Below are 24,640 nucleotides of genomic sequence, written 5' to 3'. Positions count from 1 at the left end.
GTGTAACGCGGGGCCTTTACTTTTCGGCGTGTGCAGCTTTGTTACGGCGGCGTTCGCCAAACACCCAGGCGCCGCCTACCGTCGAAGAAACGAAGGATCTGTCATGCACCACCCATCCCTTTCGAAAGCAGGGGCGAGATGAGCGAATCGCCGACCTGGCACGAACGCTCGGGGCACCTGACCCTGGGTGTGATGGTGCGCACTCTGGGCGCGTTTCCCTCGGGCTGGCGGATGCCCGGGGCGCACTCCGACCCGGCCGACGACACCTCTGCGTTGCGGCGTATCGCGCTCGCGGCAGAGGCCGCTACGTTCGACTACCTGTACTTCGGCGACTGGCTTTCTACCGGAGCCGAGCTCGAACTCACCGACCCACACCTGCTCGTGCGAACCGACCCGCTGAGCACAGCGGCCTACCTCGCGGCGGTCACGGAGCGCATCGGGCTGGTCGGCACGGCGAGCGTCTCGCACAGCGAACCATATGACACCGCGCGAACCGCCGCGTCGATCGATCTGCTGAGCGGCGGCCGATTCGGCCTGAACCTGCTCATCGGCAGCGACCAGCGTTCGGCCGCGAACTTCGGCAGCTCGACCAGGCCGCACGACGCGAACAGGTTCGATGTGGCGGCGGAGTACATCGAGGTGCTGCGGGGGTTGTGGGGTACCGTGCATCCCGAATTGTTCACGCGCGACGCGGTGACTGGCGCTCTGATCGACCCCACCAAGATCGCGGCGCTCGATCATGCGGGTCTGACGTTTCAGGCGGCCGGCCCGCTGAACACATTGCCGCCGGTTCAAGGTGAGGTACCACTTGCCCTGAGCGGCAATGCACCTCGCGCCAGGGCGCTCGCCGCTGGAAATGCTGAGCTGTACCTCACCACACCATCGGCCCTCGGTGACGCCATCAAGTCGTATCGCGAACTCGCCATGCTCACCGAGGCGTACGGCCGCGCGCGCAGCGACCTCAAGATCGTGGCGCCGTTGTTGCCCATCGTTGCGTCGACGCGCGAGGCGGCGTTCGAGCTCTACGATCAGCTGGTGTCGCTCGTGGTAGTCGAGGGTGACGGCGCCGAGGGTGGGCGCGGTGTCAACGACCGTGCTCTCGCGCCGGGCGGCGAGCGATCGGCCGCACGCATCACCCAGCTCGTGGGTCTGGCGCTGCGCGAACGACAGCTCGACGAGACCGTTTCGCCGGGCGATGTCGAGCACTTCAACGCGGCCGGGCGCCGCTTGCTCGATGTCGATGCGCAACGCTCAGGCCGAGTCGTCGGTACTCGTCGAGCCCCGACCTACCGTCATCTGCTGGTCGCTCAGCTCGTGAACGCGCCGATCGTGGTGGGTTCGCCGCAGGATCTCGCCGACCATATCGAGACGTGGTACCGTTCGAGCGCAGTCGACGGGTTCACGATCTTGAGCGCGTTTCTGCACGAACAGTTCGAGTCGTTCGCCGAGTTGGTGATACCTGAACTGCGGCGCAGAGGGCTGTTCCGCACACACTACGAAGGGGAGACATTGCGCGATCATCTGGGGTCGGCTGCGCCGCCCGCGGCGAACGACGCGTCGCACAGCGCGGGCTCGAGTGGGGCGGGCTCGAGTGGGGCGAACTCGAGTGCGGCGAAAGGGCGGCGTCGGTCGTGAGTGGCGAGCGCGAACATCCAGAGCCCGAGCAGAACGCGCCCGAGCAGAACGCGCCCGAGCAGAACGAGCCCGAGCAAAACGAACGCGGGCAGAACGAGCCCGAGCAAAACGAACGCGGGCAGAACGAGCCCGAGTACGACTGGGCCGGATACGGATTCGCCACCCGCCAGGTGCACGCCGGCGAGACCGACCAGCACACGAGCGGCGCGCGCATCCCGCCCATCGCCATGACTGCCGGGTACCGCTTCGACTCGTTCGACGACGCCCGTGGCCGGTTTTCGGGCGAGGCTGACGGGCTCATCTACTCGCGGCAGCGCAACCCGTCGGGTGCGGTCGCCGAGCGGCGCATCGCCTCGCTCGAGGGCGGTCTCGAGTCGATCGTGGTGGCCAGCGGTCAGGCGGCGATCACGGCCGCGCTGTTCGCGCTGGTGTCGTCGGGCGATCGCTTCGTGTCGACGGCCAGCATCTACAGCGGCACGCGCATCCTTTTCGGCCGCAGCTTCGCGCGCATGGGAGTGGGCGTCGACTACGTCTGGAACGACGCCGACGAGGCCGAATGGGAGCGGCAGATCGGCCCCAGCACGAAGGCGATTTTCACCGAGACCATTCCCAACCCGAAGAACGACATCGTCGACCTCGACTACGTGGCGCGGGTCGCGGCTCGGCACAAGATTCCGCTTGTAGTCGACAACACCATCGCCTCGCCGTACCTGATTCGTCCGCTCGAACACGGAGCGAACATCGTCGTGCATTCGTCGACGAAGTTCTTGAGCGGGCACGGCGCCGCGCTCTCGGGCACCATCGTCGACGGCGGAACGTTCGACTGGGCCGGGGCAGATCGTGCCTACCCGCTGATCACCGAGCCGGCGCCGTCGGGCGCACGTTCGTACCTCGACCGCTTCGGCCCGACCGCCTACGCGCGGGCCGCCCGCGAGGCCGTCGTCAACGACATCGGCCCTGCGCTTTCGCCGTTCAACTCTTTTCTGCTGCACCAGGGCATCGAGACGCTCTCGGTGCGCATGCGGCAGCACCTCGAGAACGCGGAGACCATCGCGGCCTGGCTGGCCACGCACGAGAATGTCGAGAGCGTCGACTACTCGGGCCTGCCGGATGCTCCACGGTACGAGCTCGCCCGCACCCTCTACGACGGCCGGCCCGGTTCAGTGTTCGCGGTCACGGTGAAGGGTGGTGAGAACGGCGCGCGACGGTTCTTGAACCGGCTGCGGGTGTTCAGCCACATGACGAACATCGGCGATGTGCGGTCGATGGCACTGCATCCTGCGACCACGACGCACAGCTCATTCAGCGCCGAGCTGCGCGAGCGCCTCGGCATTGCGCCGGGGCTCGTGCGGCTGTCGGTGGGCATCGAAGACGCGGGCGACCTCATCGCCGATCTGGAGTGGGCGCTGCGCTGAGGGCTGCCGCGGGGCCACGGTGGTCGGGTGCCGAAGCTGGCGGGGCGGGCGCCGCAGGGGCGTTTCGTGCGGGGTGACGGATGCCCGGGCATCCGTCACCCCGCACTGAAAACGCACTGAAAACGCACTGAAAACGCACTGAAAACGAACTGAAAACGAACTGAAAACGAACTGAAACCGTACCGAACCGCTACGCCGTGACCTCTTCGAGCTTGCCCGTGGCCACGTCGAAGACGAACCCGCGAATCGAGTCTTTCTTCGGAATGCACGGGTTCGCCTTGATGCGGCGAATCGACTGCGCAACATCTGCGTGGGCGTCGGGAAAGGCCTCGGCGGCCCAGTCGGGGCGGATTCCGGTGTCGTCTTGAACGCTCTGTTTGAATCCGTCATCGGTGAAGGTCACCATGCCGCAGTCGGTGTGGTGGATGAGGATGATCTCCTCAGTGCCGAGCAGACGCTGACTGATGGCGAGCGAGCGGATTTCGTCTTCGGTGATGACGCCGCCTGCGTTGCGGATGACGTGCGCCTCGCCCTCGTTGAGGCCGAGGATGCGGTAAACGTCGAGGCGGGCATCCATACACGCGACGACGGCGAGGTGTTTGCTGGGCGGCAGGGGCAGCGGGCCCGAGAACTGCGCAGCGTACGCTTCGTTGTTGCGGAGGAGGTCGTCGGTGACGGTCATAAGTGTGTCCCATCGTTAGGAGCGAAAGCCGAGTGGCTGACTCCCTCAGCCTGCGCGCGTGGCCTTCGGGCGGCCCGAGTGTTACCGAACGTGTCACTTCGTTTCGGCGGGTGACGCCCCCGCCAATCCGTTTCGGTGCGGGCGCCGAACACGCGCTCGCATCGCGTCTGGCCGTCTCGCGGCCGCACGTGCACTGCCATCGACCCCGTGTGGGCGCGATTCACGCTGAGTGAGACCGGTACGGCAATGTGAGGCCGTTACAGTGGCCTCGAATTGCGGTAATGGGCTCACCTCGACGGATGACGGGTGACGGGTGGAAGCGAGCGGGTCAATGGCGGAGCGAGCGGGTCAAGGGCTCAGCGGGCGCTCGCCGCGATGACCCGCCCGGCGTGCTCGGCGAGGTAGGCGCGCAGACGTTCGGCGGCCGGGGTGGGGCGCGTGGTCGCCGCAACGAGGCCGATCGTGCGCGTGTGCAACGACGGGCCGCCGAGCGGAATGCCGACCAGCCCCGGGTGCGTGGTTTCGGGCGCGGGCAAGAGCGCCACACCCAGGCCGTGGGCGATCAGCGAGCGCATCGTCTCGAATTCGGTGATTTCGAAGGCGATGCGTGGCGCGAATCCGGCCTCGGCGCACCAGGTTTCGAGCAGGCTCCGCAGGTTGTAGTCGGGCGGGTTGGCAATGAAGGTCTCGTCGGCGAGCTCGGCCACGTCGACGTGTGACCGGCCGGCGAGTGGATGCTCGCGCGAAACGTACAGCGCAATCGGCTGCTCCCCGAGCGCGAACGACCTCAGTTCGAGCGGCGCAGGAATCACGATCGCCAGGTCGAGGCTGCCACCCTGCAGCTGCGCCGTGAGTGCTTCGGCGTGCCCCTGCACGAGGCGCAACCGAATATGCGGAGCTGTGACGTGAAAATCGGCCAGCAGTGACGGAACGCTCACGGGCCCCAGGGTGAACGGAAACCCGAAGCGAACGAGCCCGCTCTCGGGGTCGGCATTCGCCTTCACATCAGCGAGTGCCTCGTCGATCGCACGCAGGGGTGTGCGGATGCGCGCCAGCAGATCGCGCCCCTGTGCCGTGAGCTGCACGCCCCGCCCAGCGGAGTGGAAGAGCGGCACGCCCACGACCTTCTCGAGGGCCTGAAGTCGCCTGCTCACGGTCGACTGCGGCAGATTCAGAAGCTCCGCTGCGCGGGTGATGTGGCTCTCGTTCGCGGCAGCCTCGAAGGCCGCGAGCAGAGGCACGAGAGCCTCACCCTCGGGCGACATGTATTCATCCATGTTTGCATGATAACTCAGCACAATTTCATTGGACGGATGAGATATTCGAGCGCAGTCTAGATGAGACAGCAAAACGGAAGAAGGCTCGACATGCCCACCAACACCTCCTCGCGCGTCAGCGGAGTGGAAACGCTCGATGTGGTTCTCATCGGCGGTGGCATCATGTCGGCCACGCTTGCGGCCCTTTTTGCGAAGCTGCAGCCCGACTGGTCGGTGCGTGTCTATGAGCGCCTCGACGACATCGCGCGTGAGAGTTCAGACCCGTGGAATAACGCCGGCACCGGCCACTCCGGCCTCTGCGAACTCAACTACATGCCCGACCCCGCCGTCTCGAAGAAGACTGAAGAGATCGCGCAGCAGTTTCATCTCTCCCGGCAATTCTGGGCCGCGCTCGCGGCGAGCGGCGACCTGCCCGAGCCTTCCGAAGTGATCAACCCCACCCCGCACATGGATCTCGTCTTCGGCGAGCGCGACGTCACTTACCTGAAGAAGCGCCACGAGACGCTCAGCACACTGCCGCTCTTCTCTGCAATGGAGTTCAGCGACGACCCCGCGAAAATCGCCGAGTGGGCCCCGCTCACCATGGCCGGCCGCACGAGCTCCGAGCCCGTCGCAGCCACGCGCTACGTCGAAGCGACCGACGTGAACTTCGGCGCCCTCACGCGCGCCCTGCTCGAGACCAGCCGTCAAGCGGGCGGCGAGGTCGAACTCAACCACAACGTCGACATTCTCACCCGCCAGAAAGACAACACCTGGCTCGTCTCGGGCCAGCGGGGCTCCGGACGCCACACGAACGGGCAGTCGGGTGACGAAGGTCGCCGCTTCACCGTTCGCGCGCGCTTCGTCTTCGTCGGTGCCGGCGGTTACGCGCTCAAGCTGCTGCAGAAGGCGCACCTGCCCGAGGTGCGCGGCTATGGTGTCTTTCCCATCGGAGCCGAGTTTCTGCGCTGCGACAACCCCGAGATCGTGGCGCAGCACGACGCGAAGATCTACGGCCAGGCCGCGAACGGCGCCCCGCCCATGTCGGTTCCGCACCTCGACAAGCGCGTCATCGACGGTAAGGCCTCGCTGCTCTTCGGCCCGTATGCCACGTTCAGCACGAAGCTGCTGAAGCACGGCAAGCTCACCGACCTCTTCAGCACGGTCAAGCCAGACAACGCTCTGGTGCTGGCCGCCGCAGGCCTGCACAACCTCTCGCTGGTCAAGTACCTCGTGAGTCAGTTGCTCGCCTCACGCACGAAGAAGTTCAGCGAGATCACCGCGTTCTACCCTGAGGCGAACCCCGCAGACTGGTACCCCATCCAGGCCGGCCAGCGGGCGCAACTCATCAAGCCGCACGCCACGAAGGTGGGCGAGCTGACCTTCGGCACCGAATTGGTGACGGGTGGCAAGGGCACGATTGCCGGTCTGCTCGGGGCTTCGCCCGGCGCATCCACTGCCGTGCCCATCATGCTGAATCTGCTGAAGACCTGCTTCACAGACGAGTGGGATGCATCGTGGTCGGCCATCGTCGATACCCTCGTACCCGGGCTTGACCCGAGTGCCGCCGACGGTCAGGCCGAGGTCGACGAGAACCTGAAGCGCACCGGCGAGCTGCTGCACCTCAGCTGAACTGAGCTGCGCCGTCCCGTCCCGTCCCGTGCTGTGGCGTGCCGTGCAGAGCGGCGAGGCTAACCGATCATCACCGCGAAGAGGGTGACGGCGCCGCCCACGATGAACAGCAGCGTGCCCAGCTGCATGGTGCGGGTCTTGTTGCGGTCTGCCGTAGGAACGTCGACTTCGAGAATGGGGCAGCCCGACCATCCGATCAGCCCGATGCTGAGGGTGACAAAGGCCGCGCCGATCCACCAGATGACCTGCGCGCCACCGGCGAGGTGTGACGGGCGCCAGCCCGACGCGAGCAGCAGCCCGGTGACCACGGCGACGGCGCCGACGGCTGCCATGAACCAGAACGTGCCCGTCCACATGATGCGCTGAACGTTCTTCTCGGGGCTCATCAACTCGTGCAGCGGCGGAGCGCCGGCCGAGTCGGAGAGCTCAGCTGCGGTGCGGTTCGTGTCAGTCACGATAGAGATCCTTTCGAAAGTGCGATCGTGTCTTTCATGACAGACGCAACCCCTTAATCGTACCGGCGTTCAGGCAACCGAACCGGCCGGGTCAGCTGCTGAGATCGGCGGCGATCTGCGTGCGTAGCGCGTCAGGAATCGGCACCGGGCGACGATTCGCGCGGTCGACGAACACATGCACGAACTCGCCGTTCGCGAGCAGAGTGTCGTCGGCGTCACGGAGAATCGCGAGCTTCCAGGTGATGCTCGAGGTGCCGAGCCTGCCGACGCCGAGCTCGACTCGCAACGTGTCGGGAAAAGCACCTGAGGCAACCCAATTGCACGACGATGACACGCAGTAGGCAATCGGGTCAGACGTGATCGGGTTGAAACCGGCTTCGCCGATCAGCCAGGTGTTGATCGTGGTGTCCATCGCGGCGTAATAGATGGTGTTGTTGAGGTGCCCGTAGATGTCGTTGTCGGCCCATCGGGTGGCGAATTGCTGGCTGTAGGTCATGTCACGCTCTCAGAACGAAGGCGAATGCGGCCTGAGCGCGTTCGCTTGAGGGGGTTTCGCCTGTGATCAGGTCGGCGTAGGTGAATGATTCAGAGATTCGCACGAGCAGGTAGGCGAGGTCGTGGTTCGGCAGTGCGTAGCTCACGGTGCCGGCGTCGGTCTCTTCGCTGAGCAGAGTCTCGACCACGGCCACGAACCGCCGCTGAACCTCGCTGTCGGTAGTGGTCTGCAGGCGCAGCGCCCTTGCGGGTTCGCGGCGCAGAAACACGCGAAAGTAGTCGGCCGAAATGAGGTTGTCGACGAAGGTGCTGAGCAGGGCGCAGATGCGGGTGGCTCCCGTGGCGCTGCCGGCCGCGAGTTCTGACTGGTCGAAGGTAGGCACGGCCAGCGACCACAGCACCTCAGAGAGCAGCGCGTCGCGGTTACCCACCCAGCGAAAGAGCGAGGTGCGGTCGACTCCGAGGGCGGCCGCAAGTTCGGCCATGTCGATGCGTTCGCCGGCGATGAAGGTCTTGCGGGCGAGCAGAAAGGCGCGGCGTGCGTCGGCGTGGGTGCCGGTCTCGGGGTCGATGCGGCGCGAAAGTTCGGTGGGTACGAGTGTGGTGCCCACCGCCCCGAGCGAGCCGTGGCCGTGATCGCGCCCGAGCTCACTTGTCATGATCGAACTCTAGCGGTGCAAAAAAACTCGTGCAACGTTTTGAAAAATGATGCATAGTGGAATACGACGGCCGAACCGGCCCGCAGACCAAGCAATGGAGATGGTCACGTGACCGAGAACCTGACGAGCGACTTCTATTACTTTCAAGACGAGCTGACGGATCGTGAGAACGAGTCGATCGCGAGCATCCGGAGCTATTTCGAAAGCGAAGTGCGGCCGATTGCCAATGACTACTGGGCTCGGGCCGAATTTCCGTATCAACTCATTCCCGGCATCGCCGGGCTCGGGGTGCTCGGGCCCGAGTGGGAAGAGTCGCGCCAGTTCGAGAGCAGTGCGGTGTACCGCGGCTGGCTGAACCTCGAGTTCGCGCGTGTCGATGGCTCGCTGACCACATTCATCGGTGTGCAGAGCGGCCTGGCCATGGGGTCACTCGGAGTGGGCGGTTCAGAGGAGCAGCGCAAATACTGGCTGCCGCGGCTGGCAACGGCCGAGGTCATCGGCGCCTTCGGGCTGACCGAACCGCTCTCGGGCAGCGATACGGCACGCGGGCTTCAGACGGTGGCTACGCGAACCGGCGACACCTGGGTGCTGAACGGGGCGAAGCGCTGGATCGGCAACGCGACGTTCGCCGACATCGTCATCATCTGGGCTCGGGATGCGGGCGACGGCCAGGTCAAGGGCTTCATTGTGCCGACCGACTCGCCAGGGTTCACGGCCACCAAGATCGAGAACAAGCAGAGCTTGCGCATCGTGCAGAACGCCGACATCACGCTCGTCAACGTCGAAGTAGACGAGAGCAACAGATTGCAGAAGATCAACTCGTTTCGCGATCTGGCGGTGATTCTGAAGCTGACTCGGGCCGGCGTGGCCTGGCATGCGGTGGGCAACTCGATTGCGGCATATGAAGCTGCGGTTGAATATGCCAAAAATCGCATACAGTTCGGCAAGCCCATTGCGGCACACCAGCTTGTGCAAGACAAGCTGGCCGGCTGCCTGGCTAACATCACGGCGAGCATCGCGCTCTGCGTTCGCGTGTCGCAGCTGCTCGACCAAGGGCGCCAAGACGATCAGCACTCGGCGCTCGCCAAGGCGTTCGTGAGTGCGAAGGCGCGGGAGACCGTGGCCTGGGCGCGCGAGGTGGTGGGCGGCAACGGCATCGTGCTCGACTACGGGGTGGCGAAGCCATTCGCCGATGCCGAGGCGATCTACTCCTTCGAGGGCACGTACCAGATGAACACGCTCATCGTGGGTCGCTCCATCACCGGCCACGCGGCGTTCGTATAGCAGTGCTCATCTCGTGGGCCGTATGTGCGGTTATCGCTGAGCGTGGTCGCACAGAGGGCCCACAAGACGCGCGTGATCGGCACGTGAGACGCAACGAGGCGAAAGAGGTGCAATGATGCAGATCAGGGGAGCGGTACTCGAATACGTGGGTGCCGAGCCGCCGTTCGCGGTGTCGCGCCCGCTCAGCGTGTCGACGCTCGAACTCGAGCCGCCGGGGCCGGGCGAGATTCTCGTGCGCATCGAGGTGGCGGGGGTCTGCCACTCCGACCTGTCGGTAGTCGACGGCAACCGGGTGCGGCCGACGCCCATGCTGCTCGGGCACGAGGCCGCGGGCATCGTGGTGCAGCTGGGTGACGCGGGCGGCGAGCTTGCGGTGGGCGACCGGGTCGTGATGACGTTCTTGCCGCGCTGTGGCGACTGCGACGGCTGCGCCACGAACGGGCGGCTGCCCTGCGAGCCTGGCAGCGCGGCCAATAACGCGGGCACGCTGCTCGGTGCCCAGGCGCGGCTGCAGCGTGACGGGCATCCGGTGGCACATCACCTCGGTGTCTCGGCGTTCGCGACGCACGCCGTGGTCAACCGCGCGTCGGTGGTTCGGGTCGACCCTGACGTTCCGGCCGATGTGGCCGCGCTGCTCGGCTGCGCGGTGCTGACCGGCGGGGGAGCGGTGATCAACTCGGCCAAACCCGAGCCCGGCGACACCGTCATGGTCGTCGGCCTCGGCGGAGTGGGCATGGCGGCCGCACTGGTCGCCCGGGCGCGCGGGCATCACGTCATCGGCGTCGACGGCGTCGAGGCGAAGCTCGCCAGCGCCCGTGAGAGCGGGGTCGACGAAACGTACACACCCGCCGAACTGCTCGCTGCAGGGGTGAAAGCGCCCGTGGTCATCGAGGCGGCAGGCAACGCGCGAGCGTTCGAGACGGCCGTGCAGGCGACGGCCCCGGGCGGCCGAACCGTCACGGTCGGCCTGCCGTCACCTGACGCACGCTCGAGCATCTCGCCGCTCGTGCTGACCGCAGAAGCCCGTACCATTATCGGCAGCTACCTCGGGTCGGCCGTTCCGAGCCGCGACATTCCGCTCTTCGCCCAGCTCTGGCGCGAAGGGCGCCTGCCGGTCGAGCGGCTGATCTCCGACCACATCATGCTCGACGACATCAACGAGGCGATGGATGCTCTGGCCGAAGGCCGGGCGCTACGCCAGTTGATCGTGTTCGACGAACCGCCGACCACCCACCCATAAAGGAGTACCCATGACCGACTCACCCACCCAGCGCGTCGCCATCGTCACCGGCGGCGCCCGCGGCATCGGCGCCGCCGTTTCGACGCAGCTCGCTGTCGATGGCTATGCCGTCGCCGTGATCGACCTGCGTGAAGAAGACACCGCCGGCACCGTCGCTGCCATCGTCGATGCGGGTGGCCGTGCGCTCGGCGTCGGCGCCGACGTCTCGAACGCCGACGACGTGACGCGCGCGGTCGCTCAGGTCGCCGATGACCTCGGCGCCCCCACCGTACTGGTCAACAACGCCGGCATCCTCCGCGACAACCTGCTCTTCAAGATGACCGAGGGCGATTGGGACGCGGTGATGGCCGTGCACCTGCGCGGAGCCTTCTTGATGACCCGCGAAGTTCAGAAGCACCAGGTCGCCGCCAAATGGGGCCGCATCGTGAACCTCTCGAGCACCTCGGCCCTCGGCAACCGCGGGCAGGCGAATTATGCGGCAGCGAAGGCCGGGCTGCAGGGCTTCACGAAGACGCTCGCCATCGAGCTCGGCCCGTTCGGCGTGACGGCCAACGCCATTGCGCCGGGGTTCATCGCGACCGACATGCTGCGGGCGACCGCCGAGCGTATGGGCATCACGTTTGAACAGTTTCTCGAGGGAGCCAAGAACGAAATCGCAGTACGCCGCGTGGGGCAGCCGGCCGACATCGCCGCAGCCGCCTCGTTCTTCTGCTCAGAGGCGGCGAGCTTCGTTTCGGGCCAGGTGCTCTATGTCGCGGGTGGGCCGAAGGCATGACCGTGCAGACGTTCGCTGACGCAGAGGCGCTGCTTAGGGCATCCGGTACCGAGCTCGGCCCTGGCGAGTGGATGCTCGTCGACCAGGCCCGCATCGACGAATTCGCCCACGCCACCAACGACCCGCAGTGGATTCACGTGGACGCCGAGCGCGCGGCCGCCGGTCCGTTCGGCGGCACCATCGCTCACGGATTTCTGACGCTCTCGCTTCTGACCGCCATGATCGGCGGTCTGTACCGCGTCGAGAACGTGGCCATGGGAATCAACTACGGTCTTGAGCACGTGCGGTTCTTGCAGCCGGTTCGGTCGGGCTCGCGGGTGCGCGCGTCGGGTTCGGTGGCGAGTGCGACTCGTACCGGCTCGGGAGTTCGGGTGGGGCTTCAGCTCGCGGTGGAGATCGAAGGCCAGACGAAGCCGGCACTGGTGGCCGAGTTCATCGTGCTGTACCCGGGCTAGGCAGGCGAGGGGGTTGCGTCGCCGACAGCGTCGGCCGCTGGCGGCGTCGTGCGCCTCGACAGCTGAAAGACCCCGTACACGGCGAGGCCGCCGGCCACCACGAACACGATGGTCGCCCACCAGGGTGCGCTCGCGGCTTCGCCGAGCACCACGATGCCGATGGTGACGCCCACCATCGGGTCGATCACGGTGAGCCCGGCGACCACGAGGTCGGGCGGGCCCGACGAGTACGCCGTCTGCACGAAGTAGGTGCCGGCGAGCCCCGCGGTGATGAGTCCGCCGAAGCACAGCAGCGTCAGCCAGTCGCCCTGAGCGATGTGAAAGCCGCCGATGAAGAGGGTCTGCACGCGCTCGATGACGACCTTTGCGAGGGTGGCGACGAAGCCGAAGAGAACGCCCGCGCCGATGATGTAGAAGATGGCCGTTGCGCGGGTGCGAAACCTGATGAAAACGGTGGTGACGATGAGCAGCACCACCGCGAGAATGATCAGCACGATCACGAGCTGTTTGTCACTGATCGGCAGGGTCGAGGTCGTTAGTGCGGCAGCGGTCACGAACAACCCGATGCCGCCGACGCAGAACGCGATCGCCCGAATCGTCGGGGCCGTGAGCTTGGTCTTCGTCACCCGCGCGTTCACGATCGCGGTGATCACCAGCGCAATGGCGCCGAGCGGCTGAACCACGGTCAGCGGCGCCAAGTAGAGACTCACCAGCTGAAAGATGATGGCGAGCGTCAGCATGAGCGAGCCGATGACCCACGAGGGGCGGCGCAACAGAGCGATGAGCTGACGAATGCTGAGCCCCGACTTGGCATTGCCCGATGTTGCTGCATCGACCTTGTTGACGCCGCGGTGCTGCAGCTCGGCTCCGAGGGCCAGAAAAATGGCGCCGACGAGGGCGATCGGAATACCGAGACTCTGCATGGGGCTCAACGAGACAAGTTCACTAGTCATTAGTGCTCATTCTCTCGCAGATCGGTCGTTCGTCTGAGCAGCTTACGGCACTTCGGTCGTTACGCCTGGTGCAGCGCGCGGTCAGCCCGTAACGAAAGTCGATTCGGTGAGAGTGTTGCCGTCGGCGCCGCGCAGAGCGGCGAGGGTCTCGGCGTAGAGGCCGCGCTTGATGGCTCCGACGGTGGCGGAGTCTTTGCCGGCGAGGCGTTCGGCCTGAGCGATGGCTGCCGGCAGAACCTCGTAGGCCGCAACGGTCTCGTCGACGAGACCGGCTCGCAGGGCATCCGGAGCACCGAAACGCTGCCCGAACACCATGGCGTTCGTGGCGGTCTGCGGCGAGACTTTCGAGCTGACGAGCGCGGTCATGCCGCGGGTGAACGGAATGCGAATGTCGACCTCGGGAAAGCAGAAGAACCCGCGGTCTTCGCGCATCACCCGGTAGTCGTGGGCCGTCGCGAGCATGGCGCCGGCCGCGTAGGCGTGCCCCTGAATCGCCGCAAGCGTCGGCAGGGCGGCGGAGAGCACGCGCGCGAACATCTCGTGCACGGCGTCGAGCAAGGCGGGCGCTTCGCTCTGGTGGGCAATGATCCACTCGAGGTCGAGACCGTTGGAGAAGAACTTTCCGGTGCCGGCGGTGACCAGCGCCTTCGGGCCGGTGGCTGCCTCGACCTCGTCGATGAGGGCGATGTACTGCGCGACCCAGTCGGGGTTGAAACGATTCTCGGTCTCGTCGAGGTGCAGAACGAACACAGATCCAGATTTTTCGAGGCGCACGTCAGGCTCCCAGCCACTCGAATGCCGCCGCATAGAGCGCGCTCACGTCGTCGGTGCGGTCGTCGCCATAGAGATCGTCGCCGATCGTGTAGCCGCGGCTGCCGAGCACATAGGCGAGCATTCGGTAGGGCTCTCGAAAACCGTCGAGTGCGCCGTCGGCTGATTCGTCGACGAACTGCTGGCCACCGCCCCGAAACCAGCTCAGCCGCACAGCGGAGTCTGCTGCGTAGCTGTCTCGCATGACCTGCCACCAGCCGCGGTCGCGGGCCTGGCGTTCGTGTTGAACGAGTTGGGTCAGTTCGATGACGTCGGTGGTCGACATGGTGATCCTCACGGCTTGATTCCGATTCCACTCTTTCATATCGCGCCGGCCAGTCAGCTGAACTCGACCGCAGTTGCTTGACACTCGCGTGCAAGCAATTCACTATTAGTAAATAGCGCCCGCAAAGGTGAATTCCGCGAGGATGAGCGGCTCAACGACGAGACAGATGGAGCACGACCCGAATGACCGACCAATTGCATGCCCAGCACTACATCAACGGCGAGTTCATCGACTCTGGCTCTGAACAGAGCAGTTTCGACCCCGCCACAGGCTCAGCCATCGGCACGTACTCCGACGGCGGCGCTGACACGGCCGAACTCGCCATCGCGGCCGCATCCCGAGCGTTTCGAGAGACCGGCTGGCGCAAAGACGCCATGAGCCGCTCTATCGCTCTCAGCCACCTCGCCGACGCATTCGAGGCTCGCACGAGCGACCTGATCGCCACGCTCTGCTCTGAAAACGGCAAGCTGCAGGGCGAGGCGGGGTTCGAGGTGCACTTCATTCCGCGGGCGTTGCGGTTCGCCGCCGGCCTCGCTCTGCTGAACCAGGGCAAGGTCGCCGACACCCAGCCGGGTGTGCAGTCGATGTCGATTCGCCAGGCCGTGGGCGTGGCCGGCATCATCGTGCCCTGGAACTCGCCCGCCTACCTCTGCATTCGCGCGCTGGCCCCGGCGCTTGCTGCCGGATGCACGGCTGCGGTCAAGATGCCTGCTCAGGCCGCTCAGACCTCCGCCCTGCTGGCCGAGATCTTCGATTCGGTCGAAGACGTGCCCACGGGCGCTGTGAACTTCTTCATCGAGTCGGGCAGTGCTGGCGCTCAGCATCTCGTCGAATCGCCCGCCGTGCCGGTGATCAGCTTCACCGGCAGCACCCACACCGGTCGCCTCATCGCGCGGGCGGCTGCCGACGGGCTGAAGAGGGTCAGCCTCGAGCTCGGCGGCAAGACCCCGCATCTGGTCTTCGACGAGGCCGACCTCGCGGTGGTCGTGCCCACCATCGTCGCATCGACGACGGTCTTCGCGGGGCAGTTCTGTATGACGGGCAGCCGCATTCTGGCGCAACGGGGCATCGCCGACCGCCTCACCGAGGCACTTGCCGAGGCACTCTCGGCGGTTCGCCCGGGGCCGGCATCGAGCCCCGACAGCCAGATCGGCCCGATGATCAACCTCGCATCCGTCGCCCGCGTCGATGCTGCGGTCGACGACGCCATCGCGAAGGGCGCCGAGGTCGTGGTGCGCGGTGGAGCGTCGCAGCTCGAGCACCTCGCGGGCGGCGCCTTCTATCACCCGACCCTGCTCAAGGTCAGCGACTCAGACCGCACCATCGTGCAGGCCGAGACGTTCGGCCCGGTGCAGACGATTCAGGTCTTCGATACCGAAGAAGAGGCCATCGCCCTGGCGAACGACACGGAATACGGCCTCAGCGCGTGCATTTGGAGCCGTGACGTTGACCGCCCCGTGCGTGTTGCCCGCGAGCTCGAAGCCGGCCTGATCTCGATTAACAGCTGGGCGAACCTCGCGGTGGAGTTCGAAGAGGGCGGCTTCAAGTCGAGCGGCATCGGCCGTCTCGGCGGCGTGGCCAGCCTCGAAGACTTTCTCGAGTACAAGCAGATCAGTCACCCGTTCGTGCCCGAGGTGCACTGACGCACGAAGCTGAATGCCCCCGCCTCTCGAGGAGTGCGGGGGCATGGCCGTTTGTTCGAGATCTGGGCTAGTGGATGCCCAGCAACGCCTCCGCGTTCTCGTGCGCCACCTTCGCCCGCAGCCCCTCGTCGAGCTCGACCGTGTCGATGAAAGTGCACGCCTCGCTGATGGTCTCGAAGGGGTAGTCGGTGGCGAACAGCACGTGATCGGCCCCGAGCTCATCGAGTGCGCACTGCAGCGGTGAGGCCGAGTCGACCCCGCTCGTGGTCACGTAGAGGTTGCGCTTGAGGTACGCCGAGGGCTTGCCGAGCGCCAACTCCACCCCGTGCCGGTTCTGAAAACCCCAGCGCGAATCGAGCCGCCACAGTACGTACGGCAGCCCCTCGCCCATGTGACCGAGCAGCAGTTTCGCCTTCGGAAAGTCGTCGAACACACCCCCGAACACCAGCCGAAGGGCGTGGGTCGAGGTGTCGATTCCCCAGCTCCACATCGGCCCGAGCAGCTCCGGATGCCCAGAGAGCACGTGTGCGGTATCGACCCCGTTCGCCGGGTGCAGGTACAGCGGCACATCGAGCGCCTCGGCGCGCTCCCACACCACGCGCAGGCTCGGGTCGTCGAGGTACATGCCGTTCGTGTGCGCGTTCACGAGTCCGCCGCAGAAACCGAGTTGCGTCACGGCACGCTCGAGTTCATCGGCCGCGGCGTTCGCGTCTTGCAGAGGCAGCGCGGCGAATCCGCGAAACCTGGTGGGATGCTCGGCGATGACCCCGGCGAGAAAGTCGTTCACCGTGATGGCCTTCGCCACCGCTACCGGCGCCTCGGTCTCGGCCTGAATACCGGGGGCGTTGAGGGAGAGCGCCTGCATGTCGAGGCCGTGGGCATCCATTTCGGGCAGACGTTCGGCGGTGAAGTCGAGCAGGCGCCGGCTCGCCTCGGCCCAGGCGTCGGGTTGGGCGATGGCGCTCGAGCCGGCACCGTAACCCACGAGTTCGGTCGTGACGAAGTGTTCTTCCAGGGCGATTTTCTTCATGCTTCTCCTTCGAGGCATTTCACTATTGTTTATTGACTTTACTCAATGTGAAATATACCGTCAATGCAGATCAACTCACGAAGGGGTGCAGAAACATACATGGCGAACGAATATGACGTAGCGGTTGTCGGATGCGGCCCGGTCGGAATGGTGGCGGCGGCCCTGCTCGGCCAGGCCGGGCACCGTGTTGTGCTGTTCGAGCGGTACGGCGGCCTGTTCGGACTGCCCCGCGCGGCCACGTTCGACGACGAGACCATGCGCACGTTTCAGCAGCTCGGCATCGCCGATGCGCTGCTGCCGCTGCTGCACGTGCAAGAGACCTACGACTGGGTCAACGGGGCGAACGAGGTGCTCATCGAGCACTCGTTCGCACTCGACGGCGTCAGCGGCTGGCCCGAGTGGTTTCAGATGTACCAGCCCGAGCTGGAGCAGGCGCTCTACGAGGCGTGTATCGCGACCGGCAACGTGGAGATTCGGTTCAGCACGGCGGTGACGGCGTACCGGCACCGTGCAGACGGGGTCGATGTGGTCATCGGCGGTGTCGCCGCGCGCGGTGCGGGCGCCGCGGCCGCGGGTGGCGCGGGTGCTGTCGGCGCGGATCTGAGCGACGCGAGTGCCGGCGGCGAGGAACTCGTCACCGCCTCGTACGTCATCGCGGCCGACGGAGGCAACAGCTTCACCCGCGACGCCATCGGCGGCCAGATCACCGACCTCGGCTTCAGCGAACCCTGGATGGTCTGCGACTTCGAACTGACCGCCCCCGTCGACATTCCGATGGCCCGCCAGGTGTGCAACCCCGCACAACCCGCCACGAGCATGGGCATCGGCCCCACTCATCACCGTTTCAGCTTCATGCTCGAGAACGTAGAGCAGTTCGGCGTCGAGAGTGCCCCCTCGAAGGTCTGGGCGCGTGTCGCCGACTACCTCACGCCCGACAAGGCAGAGCTGATTCGAGTGGCGACGTACACGTTCCGCTCGATTCTGGTCGACACGTGGAGCCAGGGGCGCATCTTTCTGGCCGGCGACTCGGCTCATCAGATGCCACCGTTTCTCGGCCAGGGCATGTGCTCGGGCATCCGTGACGCCCAGAATCTCGCCTTCAAACTCGACCTTGTGCTCACCGGGCGGGCAGCTGACGACCTGCTGGCGACCTACCAGGCCGAACGGGCGCCGCACGTCGAGTCGGTGGTGCGCCAGGGAATCGAGCTCGGCCGCATTCAGACCATGCGCGACCCCGAGGCCGCGTCTGTTCGGGATGCCCGGCTGCTCGCCGAGCGCGCCGCCCAGGTGAAACCGTCGAAGGTACGCATGCCCTCGCTCGAGAGTGGTTTTCTCAGCCCAAGCCCAGGCGCCGCGCGGGGCACGATCATGCCGCAGGCGGAGGTTCGCGCTACCGGCAGAAGCGTTGCCGGTCTCTTCGACGACGTTGCGGGGCGGGGCCTCACCCTGATTCTGCAACGCCGCGACCTGCTCGACGACGAGACCGCTTCGCTCGCGAGCGAGCTGTTCGACGTTCTTGTCGACTTCGGCGACGCGGCCTCTGGGCCGGCCGGCGGAGTTGCGGCGACGTCTGCGTCGGCTACCGCCTCGGCGTCTGCGCCCACTCCCGGCGCCGCCACGTCGCTGACTGACGTCACCGGCACGTACGCCCGCTGGTTCGCCGCGAATGATGCCGCCGCAGTCATCGTGCGGCCCGACCACTACGTGTTTGGAACGGCCGGTGACTCAGCCGAGCTGTCAGGGCTTATCGCCGACGTGCACGCGCAGTTGAACATCCACCTGGTTTCACCAATCATCTAGGAGCTGAAATGACCACCCTCACGGCGCAACGACGCGCCAGCGTTGCCATCAAAGAACCCGCCCTCATCACCATCGCCGCCGTCATCTCGCTGCTCGAGGGATTCGACCTCGCGTGTTTCGGCACCACAGTTCCCTCGCTGCTGCACGACCAGTCGCTCGGCATCAACGCCGGGCTGGCGGGGCTGCTCGGATCGGTTACGGCGTTCGGCATGCTGCTCGGCGCGGCCGCCTCGGGAGCCGCCGTCAACCGACTGGGCGCGCGGCGACTCATTCTGGTCAGCATTGTCGTGTTCTCGCTGGGCATGGCTCTGACCGCGGTGGCTCCGTCGAGCGCCGTGTTCGGCATCGGGCGATTCTTGGTAGGTATCGGGTTGGGCATCGTGCTGCCGACGCTGCTCGCCTACGTCGCCGACCTCTCTGCCCCCGGGCGACGCAACCGCAACATCGGCCTGACGATGGCGGGCTACGCGCTCGGCGGCCTCGCGGCGCCGTTGCTCGGCGCGGCCCTTCTGCCGGCCCAATCGTTTCGGTGGATCTACGTGGCCGGCCTCATACCGGCCATCATCATCTTTCCGTTCGCCCTGCGCCTCTTTCCCGACAGCCCGGTGTTTCTGCTGCGCACAGGTCGCACGGCTGAGGCCCAGGCGCTCTCTCGCACCATGAACCTGCCGATGCCCGTGCTTCCGGCTGCGCAGGCTCGTGGTTCGAAGCTCGGCCTCGGCCCGCTCTTCGCGCATTCAGTGCGAACCAGCACCATCTTGTTCTGGCTCATGTCGTTCGCTGGGCTTCTGCTGGTCTTCGGCATCAGTACCTGGTTGCCCTCCATCATGCAGGCGGCGGGCTTCTCGCTCGGCTCGGCACTACTGCAGACCGCCGTGCTGTGGGTCGGCGCCGGCGTGGGCATGGTTCTGGGCGGCCGTCTGGCCGACCGGTTCGGCGCCAAACGCATGGTCGTCATTGCGTTCGCTATCGGTGCCCTCAGCCTGACGCTGCTCGCCATGCGCCCCAACCTCGGGGTGCTCATCGTGCTCATGTTCGTCAGCGGATTCGGGCTGATCGGTTCGCAGTCGCTCGTCAACGGGCTCATCGTCAGCCGGTATCCGGATGCGCTGCGAGGCAGCGGGCTGTCGTGGGCACTCGCCGCGGGTCGCCCGGGAGCCATGGTCGGCCCCCTTCTCGGTGCCTGGGTGCTCACGTCGGGGCTTGCTACGCAGTGGAATTTCTACGTGTTCGCCATCATCGGGGTGTTCGGCGCTCTAGTGGCGCTGCTCGTTCCGCGCATCGCGCCGCTCAGCACCGAGCAGGCGGTCGCGCGTGAACAGAACCTTGCGTGAACGGCGTCGCAGCGCATCAGAAGCACCGGGCATGAGTAGCATCGTGAGTGGGCAGCTGCCCGCAGAGCGCGATGAACAAGGGTGCGATGTCAGAGCAACAACGAGGCGCGGGGGAGCCCAGGCAGGGCATCCAGTCGGTTGAAATCGCGGCTCGAGTGTTGTTCGCGCTCGAGACGGGTGGCGCCCCGATGTCGCTCAATGACATCGCTCGTGCCTGCGATTCTCAGCCCAGCAAGATTCACCGGTACCTCGTGTCGCTCGGCCGCGTCGGCTTGACGGCGCAGTCGCCCACCACGAATCTGTACGACTTGGGCCCCGCCATGCGGCGGCTGGGCGGCGAATCGCTGCGGCGCACGAACGACGTCGCGCTCATTTCAGAGCACACGCCGAAACTTCGCGATGAGACCGGTCACTCCATCAACCTCGCGGTGTGGAGCGACGAGGGCCCGGTGATCGTGCGGTGGGATTACGGCACCCACGCTTTGCCATTGACTGCTCGGCTCGGAGCGATTCTGCCGATTCTGGCGTCGTCAGCCGGTCACGTCTATCTGGCCTACCTGCCCGAGAAAATGACCGAGAAGGCTGTCGGGATCAATCGGGAGTCGGCACCGAGCCTGCCCGGGTCGCGCAAAGATCTGCAAGAGATTCGACAGAGCGTTCGGTCGTTGGGGTACGCCGAAACGTCGGGTGCGGTCATCCGCGGCATCTCGTCGATTTCGGTACCCATCTTCTCGGCCGGCGACCCGATGCCCGTGGTGGCGACGCTTGTGCTGCCGCACGAAAACGTGAAGCCGGCCGAGCGGGCCCACAACCGGGCGAAACTCATCGAAATGGCGCGGCTGGTGTCGGCCGACCTCGGCGAACCGGGCGAGTCTGGCAAACGGCGCGAGCCGGGCGAACCTGGCGTATCTGGCAGGTCGGCTAAGGTCTAGGCATGTCGCCAGTCGTCAGCCCCGAAACGAAAACGCCTCGCGCGACCCGGCGCGACGAGATCAAGATGCGCATTTTCGACACGGCCTTCGGGTTGTTCGCCGAGAAGGGCTATGCCGCAACCTCGCCGCAAGACATAGCCGATGCGGCCGGCATCACGCGCCAGGCGCTGTACTACTACGTGCACAGTAAAGAAGAGATTCTGCTCACCGTTGTCAGTGACCTGACCATGAAAACAGAGGGCCGCATTCGTGCGGTCATCCATGACAACCCGAATAACGGCCAGAAGCTGCGCAATCTGGTGCGCCTTCTCGTCACCGACCGCGCCAACAACAGGGCCCGGTTTCAGATGATGTTGCGCTCGGAGTCAGAGCTGCCCGAGGCGCTCACTGTCGTCTATACCAATGCCCGGTTAGAGGCGCTCGCGATGATCACAGAGATTCTCGAGAGCGGTATTGCGGCCGGAGAGTTTCGCCCCGTGCATCCCGAGGTCGCTGCTCAGTCGCTGGCCGGTATGTGCGATTCGGTGGCCTGGTGGTACGAGACCGGCATTCCCGTCTCGATTGACGATATCGCCGACGAGATCGCCGAAAACGCCGTGATGATGGTGCAAAAGGTACGAGTCTGAGGCTGAGTTTGGTGGGCCTATTGACCTCTGCTACTGTCGCACTGGCACTATTGTCTGTCACAGCTGACAGCTAGTTAGGGAGCATCGTGAGAGAAGCAGTAATCGTTTCGACCGCACGCACACCGATCGGTCGGGCGTACCGAGGTGCGTTCAACAACACGCAGGCTCAGGCGCTCGCCTCTCACGCCATTGAGAATGCGGTTGCGCGCGCGGGAGTAGACCCCGCCTCGATCGATGACGTGGTTCTCGGCACCGCGATGCAAGAGGGCTCCTCGGGCCAAAACATCGCCCGTCAGGCCGCTTTGCGCGCCGGTTTGCCCGTCACCGTGCCTGGAATGACCATCGATCGCCAGTGTTCATCAGGGCTGATGGCTATCGCCACGGCCGCGAAGCAGATCATGGTCGACGGCATGCAGATCGTGGTGGGCGGCGGCGTCGAATCTATTTCGCTCGTGCAGAACGAGCACATGAACACCTACCGGGCTCGTGACCCGCGACTCGAGGCAGAACACGCCGACATCTACCTGCCGATGCTCTACACGGCCGAGATCGTGGCAGAGCGATACGGCGTGAGCCGTGACGCGCAAGACGAGTTCGCCCTGCTCTCGCAGCAGCGCACCGCTGCAGCACAGGCTGCCGGGCTGTTCGACGACGAGATCGTGGCGTTCACCACCGAGATGGGCGTGGCTGCGGCCGACGGAACCATCGGCTTCGAAACGGTCACGCTCGCCAAAGACGAAGGCAACCGGCCGTCGACCACGCTCGAAGGCCTCTCGTCGCTTCGTACCGTGCTTGCCGACGGCACTGCGAGCACCGTCTCGAGTGTCACTGCGGGCAACTCGTCGCAGCTCTCTGACGGCGGTTCTGCCTCTGTGCTGATGGAGCGGGGCGAAGCGGATGCCCGTGGCCTCGCACCTCTCGGTGTCTACCGCGGTATGGCCGTGGCCGGCGTCGCGCCCGACGAAATGGGCATCGGCCCCATCTACGCAGTGCCGAAGCTGCTGAAGCAGCACGGGCTGACCATCGACGACATCGGGCTCTGGGAACTCAACGAGGCCTTCGCGTCACAAGCTCTGTACTGCCGGGATGCCCTGGGCATCGACCCCGCGATCTACAACGTCAACGGCGGTGGCATCTCGGTCGGGCATCCCTACGGCATGACGGGCGCGCGCCTCGTGGGCCACTCTCTCATCGAGGGCAAGCGCCGCGGCGCCAAATACGTCGTCGTCACCATGTGCATCGGCGGCGGCATGGGCGCGGCGGGCCTCTTCGAGGTCTGCTGACCAGCTCTCGCAGTTACGCCGCCCGCGAGAGAAGCCGTTTCAGACGAGAGACGCCGGCACGCCAGGTTCTCTCGTCTGAAACGGCTTCTCTCACCGGCCGGAGCGGTCGCGGTCGCGGTCGCGAGCTCGCAGGAAGCCGCGGATGACGAGGGGCGTCGTGATGACGACGATGGCCACCGCCAGCCAGACCACGGGGGAGTAGTCGGTGCTGAAGATGGCGAGAATCACGATGACGGCCACGCCCTCGCCGAGCAGCAGGTTTCGCCAGAACGATTCGCTGCCGCGGGCGGGCGGGGCCGGGGTTCTGCCGTCGCTCACGGCTGCACGCTCACGGGTTCGTCGGCATCAGACGTGCCGAGCACGGTGCTCATCTCGAGGCCCGGCGAGGCCGCGACGCGGGCCGGCGCCTGGTACGTTCTGAACGCCTCGATGAGCTCGTCGATCGAGTCGGAGAAGCGCAGCATCTCGGTGTACCGCGGGTGGGTGAAGCCGCGCTCGCGCATCGTCTCGACGAGCGTGATGAGCGGGTCGTAGTAGCCGGCGACGTTCAAGAAACCACATGGTTTCTCGTGGATGCCCAGCTGCGCCCATGTCCACTGCTCAGTGATTTCTTCTAACGTGCCCGGGCCTCCCGGCAGCGCTAGAAACGCATCTGACTTCTCCGCCATCAGCATCTTTCGCTCGTGCATGGTTTCGACCACGATGAGTTCGGTGACGGTGTCGTGCATGACCTCCCGGCCGTGGAGCGCTCTCGGAATCACCCCGATGACGTGGCCGCCAGCCGCGAGTGCCGAGTCAGCGACCGCGCCCATCAGTCCCACGTGCCCTCCGCCGTACACGACCCCGATGCCCGCGCGGGCAAGCGTAGCCCCTACCTGCCGTGCGGCCTCGAGGTACACCGGGTCGTTGCCCGTACTCGACCCGCAGAAGACGGCAATCGTGTACGGGCGACCATCAGCTGTGTTGCGTTCGTTGGCGCTCATCTAGCTGGTGAGCTGCTCCTCGCGGCGTGGGAGCTTCCAGCCCGGGCGCACGTAGTGGCAGGTGTAGCCATTGGGCAGCTTCTCCAGGTAATCCTGGTGCTCGTCTTCGGCCTCCCAGAACGCACCCGCGGGCTCGACCTCGGTGACGACCTTGCCGGGCCAGAGGCCTGACGCGTCGACGTCGGCGATGGTGTCGAGCGCAACACGCTTTTGCTCATCGTTCGTGTAGTAGATGGCCGAGCGGTAGCTGCGGCCTACGTCGTTGCCCTGACGGTTCTTGGTCGACGGGTCGTGAATCTGAAAGAAGAACTCGAGCAGGTCGCGGTACGAGATCACCGAAGGGTCGAAGACGATCTCGACGGCCTCGGCGTGGTCACCGTGGTTGCGGTACGTGGCGTTGGGCGTGTCGCCGCCCGAGTAGCCCACGCGCGACGAAATCACTCCGGGGCGACGGCGCAGCAGCTGCTGCGCACCCCAGAAACATCCGCCGGCCAGAATTGCGGTCTCAGTCGTTGCCATGATTAGGCCTCCTTGGTTGTGAACAGGCTGCGATAGTCACCGTAGCCCTGAGTTTCGAGATCGGCCAGCGGGATGAACCGCAGCGCAGCCGAGTTGATGCAGTAACGCAGACCACCGTCTTCGATGGGGCCGTCGTCGAACAGGTGGCCGAGGTGGCTGTCGCCATTCGCCGAGCGAACCTCGGTGCGAACCATGCCGTAGCTCTTGTCGTCGTGACGCACGACGTTCGCGGGGTCGATGGGCCGGGTGAAGCTCGGCCAGCCAGATCGGCTGTCGTACTTGTCTGTAGAGGCGAAGAGCGGCTCGCCCGAAACGATGTCGACGTAGATGCCGTCGTCGTGGTTGTCCCAGAACTCACCGGTGAAGGCCGGTTCGGTGGCGCTCTGCTGGGTGACGGCGAATTGTTCAGGCGTCAGCTGCGAGACGGCGGTGGGGTCTTTGCGGTACTCGATTGTCAT

At 65.7% G+C, this 24,640-nt stretch carries 26 protein-coding genes; 13 read left to right on the top strand and 13 right to left on the bottom strand.

The features are described from left to right. Positions 1–138: 138 nt before the first annotated feature. Positions 139–1,635, top strand: a complete 1,497-nt coding sequence (locus IEX24_RS07235; protein ID WP_188675852.1) for an NtaA/DmoA family FMN-dependent monooxygenase — start codon at positions 139–141, stop codon at positions 1,633–1,635. Then, entirely contained in the window at positions 1,632–3,050 is a 1,419-nt protein-coding gene (locus IEX24_RS07230; RefSeq protein WP_188675844.1) for an O-acetylhomoserine aminocarboxypropyltransferase/cysteine synthase family protein, read from the top strand. The genes IEX24_RS07235 and IEX24_RS07230 overlap by 4 nt, the downstream gene beginning before the upstream one ends. Before the next feature lie 190 nt (positions 3,051–3,240). On the opposite strand, the gene IEX24_RS07225 is transcribed toward IEX24_RS07230, so the two are convergent. After that, the gene (locus IEX24_RS07225; RefSeq protein ID WP_188675842.1) at positions 3,241–3,732 is read right to left on the bottom strand and encodes a beta-class carbonic anhydrase; all 492 of its coding nucleotides are present in this window, start codon (positions 3,730–3,732) and stop codon (positions 3,241–3,243) included. A 356-nt stretch (positions 3,733–4,088) separates the two neighbouring features. After that, positions 4,089–5,009 carry a LysR family transcriptional regulator gene (locus IEX24_RS07220; protein ID WP_203585872.1) on the bottom strand — a complete coding sequence of 307 codons (921 nt, stop codon included), beginning with the start codon at positions 5,007–5,009 and terminating at the stop codon, positions 4,089–4,091. Between the two features lie 90 nt (positions 5,010–5,099). Between IEX24_RS07220 and mqo the strand changes: the two genes are divergently transcribed. After that, positions 5,100–6,620 carry a malate dehydrogenase (quinone) gene (mqo, locus tag IEX24_RS07215; protein ID WP_188675839.1) on the top strand — a complete coding sequence of 507 codons (1,521 nt, stop codon included), beginning with the start codon at positions 5,100–5,102 and terminating at the stop codon, positions 6,618–6,620. Positions 6,621–6,679: 59 nt separating this feature from the next. On the opposite strand, the gene IEX24_RS07210 is transcribed toward mqo, so the two are convergent. From IEX24_RS07210 to IEX24_RS07200, 3 genes are all read right to left on the bottom strand, one after another. After that, positions 6,680–7,075 (bottom strand): hypothetical protein, encoded by a 396-nt coding sequence (locus IEX24_RS07210; protein WP_188675836.1) that lies wholly within the window; start codon positions 7,073–7,075, stop codon positions 6,680–6,682. 91 nt (positions 7,076–7,166) lie between these two features. After that, positions 7,167–7,571 carry an acyl-CoA thioesterase gene (locus IEX24_RS07205; RefSeq protein ID WP_188675831.1) on the bottom strand — a complete coding sequence of 135 codons (405 nt, stop codon included), beginning with the start codon at positions 7,569–7,571 and terminating at the stop codon, positions 7,167–7,169. 1 nt (position 7,572) lies between these two features. Further along, a complete protein-coding gene (locus tag IEX24_RS07200; RefSeq protein ID WP_188675828.1) occupies positions 7,573–8,229 on the bottom strand; it encodes a QsdR family transcriptional regulator in 657 nt (218 codons plus the stop codon). A gap of 108 nt (positions 8,230–8,337) precedes the next feature. On the opposite strand from IEX24_RS07200, the gene IEX24_RS07195 reads away from it, so the two are divergent. The 4 genes from IEX24_RS07195 to IEX24_RS07180 all read left to right on the top strand — a co-directional run bounded on the left by IEX24_RS07195 (position 8,338) and on the right by IEX24_RS07180 (position 11,983). Next, positions 8,338–9,513 carry an acyl-CoA dehydrogenase family protein gene (locus IEX24_RS07195; RefSeq protein ID WP_188675825.1) on the top strand — a complete coding sequence of 392 codons (1,176 nt, stop codon included), beginning with the start codon at positions 8,338–8,340 and terminating at the stop codon, positions 9,511–9,513. Positions 9,514–9,628: 115 nt separating this feature from the next. Then, positions 9,629–10,753: a zinc-binding dehydrogenase gene (locus tag IEX24_RS07190; RefSeq protein ID WP_188676570.1), complete on the top strand. Its 1,125-nt coding sequence runs from the start codon at positions 9,629–9,631 to the stop codon at positions 10,751–10,753. 10 nt (positions 10,754–10,763) lie between these two features. Continuing rightward, positions 10,764–11,528, top strand: coding sequence for an SDR family oxidoreductase (locus tag IEX24_RS07185; RefSeq protein WP_188675822.1), 765 nt, complete (start codon positions 10,764–10,766; stop codon positions 11,526–11,528). After that, complete coding sequence (locus tag IEX24_RS07180; protein ID WP_188675818.1) at positions 11,525–11,983, top strand: MaoC family dehydratase; 459 nt, start codon at positions 11,525–11,527, stop codon at positions 11,981–11,983. The genes IEX24_RS07185 and IEX24_RS07180 overlap by 4 nt, the downstream gene beginning before the upstream one ends. On the opposite strand, the gene IEX24_RS07175 is transcribed toward IEX24_RS07180, so the two are convergent. The 3 genes from IEX24_RS07175 to IEX24_RS07165 all read right to left on the bottom strand — a co-directional run bounded on the left by IEX24_RS07175 (position 11,980) and on the right by IEX24_RS07165 (position 14,032). Beyond that, a complete protein-coding gene (locus tag IEX24_RS07175) occupies positions 11,980–12,936 on the bottom strand; it encodes a DMT family transporter (RefSeq protein WP_188675815.1) in 957 nt (318 codons plus the stop codon). The genes IEX24_RS07180 and IEX24_RS07175 overlap by 4 nt on opposite strands. Positions 12,937–13,017: 81 nt before the next feature. Continuing rightward, entirely contained in the window at positions 13,018–13,686 is a 669-nt protein-coding gene (locus tag IEX24_RS07170; protein ID WP_229715149.1) for an enoyl-CoA hydratase/isomerase family protein, read from the bottom strand. Between the two features lie 25 nt (positions 13,687–13,711). Continuing rightward, the gene (locus IEX24_RS07165) at positions 13,712–14,032 is read right to left on the bottom strand and encodes a hypothetical protein (RefSeq protein ID WP_188675810.1); all 321 of its coding nucleotides are present in this window, start codon (positions 14,030–14,032) and stop codon (positions 13,712–13,714) included. Between the two features lie 182 nt (positions 14,033–14,214). On the opposite strand from IEX24_RS07165, the gene IEX24_RS07160 reads away from it, so the two are divergent. Next, entirely contained in the window at positions 14,215–15,675 is a 1,461-nt protein-coding gene (locus tag IEX24_RS07160) for an aldehyde dehydrogenase family protein (RefSeq protein ID WP_188675808.1), read from the top strand. A 67-nt stretch (positions 15,676–15,742) separates the two neighbouring features. Here the strand turns inward: IEX24_RS07160 and IEX24_RS07155 are convergent, their stop codons facing one another. Beyond that, positions 15,743–16,705: an amidohydrolase family protein gene (locus tag IEX24_RS07155; RefSeq protein WP_188675805.1), complete on the bottom strand. Its 963-nt coding sequence runs from the start codon at positions 16,703–16,705 to the stop codon at positions 15,743–15,745. A 99-nt stretch (positions 16,706–16,804) separates the two neighbouring features. Here IEX24_RS07155 and IEX24_RS07150 point away from each other — a divergent pair, with 99 nt between their 5' ends. The 5 genes from IEX24_RS07150 (at position 16,805) to IEX24_RS07130 (ending at position 22,680) form a co-directional block, all read left to right on the top strand. Beyond that, positions 16,805–18,505 carry a bifunctional 3-(3-hydroxy-phenyl)propionate/3-hydroxycinnamic acid hydroxylase gene (locus IEX24_RS07150; protein ID WP_188675802.1) on the top strand — a complete coding sequence of 567 codons (1,701 nt, stop codon included), beginning with the start codon at positions 16,805–16,807 and terminating at the stop codon, positions 18,503–18,505. An 8-nt stretch (positions 18,506–18,513) separates the two neighbouring features. Continuing rightward, entirely contained in the window at positions 18,514–19,839 is a 1,326-nt protein-coding gene (locus IEX24_RS07145; RefSeq protein WP_188675799.1) for an MFS transporter, read from the top strand. A gap of 86 nt (positions 19,840–19,925) precedes the next feature. Continuing rightward, a complete protein-coding gene (locus tag IEX24_RS07140; protein ID WP_188675796.1) occupies positions 19,926–20,771 on the top strand; it encodes an IclR family transcriptional regulator in 846 nt (281 codons plus the stop codon). 2 nt (positions 20,772–20,773) lie between these two features. Beyond that, positions 20,774–21,397 carry a TetR/AcrR family transcriptional regulator gene (locus tag IEX24_RS07135; protein WP_188675793.1) on the top strand — a complete coding sequence of 208 codons (624 nt, stop codon included), beginning with the start codon at positions 20,774–20,776 and terminating at the stop codon, positions 21,395–21,397. Positions 21,398–21,483: 86 nt separating this feature from the next. Continuing rightward, the gene (locus tag IEX24_RS07130; protein ID WP_188675790.1) at positions 21,484–22,680 is read left to right on the top strand and encodes an acetyl-CoA C-acyltransferase; all 1,197 of its coding nucleotides are present in this window, start codon (positions 21,484–21,486) and stop codon (positions 22,678–22,680) included. Between the two features lie 90 nt (positions 22,681–22,770). Here IEX24_RS07130 and IEX24_RS07125 read toward each other — a convergent pair whose 3' ends face one another. Genes IEX24_RS07125 through msrB form a run of 4 tightly spaced genes read right to left on the bottom strand, consistent with a single transcriptional unit; the run spans position 22,771 to position 24,640 of the window. Then, complete coding sequence (locus tag IEX24_RS07125; protein ID WP_188675787.1) at positions 22,771–22,998, bottom strand: hypothetical protein; 228 nt, start codon at positions 22,996–22,998, stop codon at positions 22,771–22,773. After that, positions 22,995–23,663 (bottom strand): LOG family protein, encoded by a 669-nt coding sequence (locus tag IEX24_RS07120; RefSeq protein ID WP_188675783.1) that lies wholly within the window; start codon positions 23,661–23,663, stop codon positions 22,995–22,997. Before IEX24_RS07120 ends, IEX24_RS07125 begins: the two co-directional genes overlap by 4 nt. Beyond that, on the bottom strand, positions 23,664–24,182 hold the full coding sequence (gene msrA / locus IEX24_RS07115) for a peptide-methionine (S)-S-oxide reductase MsrA (protein WP_188675780.1): 519 nt from the start codon (positions 24,180–24,182) through the stop codon (positions 23,664–23,666). A gap of 2 nt (positions 24,183–24,184) precedes the next feature. Then, complete coding sequence (msrB, locus tag IEX24_RS07110; RefSeq protein WP_188675777.1) at positions 24,185–24,640, bottom strand: peptide-methionine (R)-S-oxide reductase MsrB; 456 nt, start codon at positions 24,638–24,640, stop codon at positions 24,185–24,187.

Origin of the sequence: Subtercola lobariae, assembly GCF_014640255.1 — a bacterium.
In the GTDB taxonomy this organism is placed as follows: Bacteria; Actinomycetota; Actinomycetes; order Actinomycetales; family Microbacteriaceae; genus Subtercola; species Subtercola lobariae.
The sequence above is the reverse complement of the archived record's forward strand: the minus strand, read 5'-3'. Positions and strand labels throughout refer to the sequence as shown.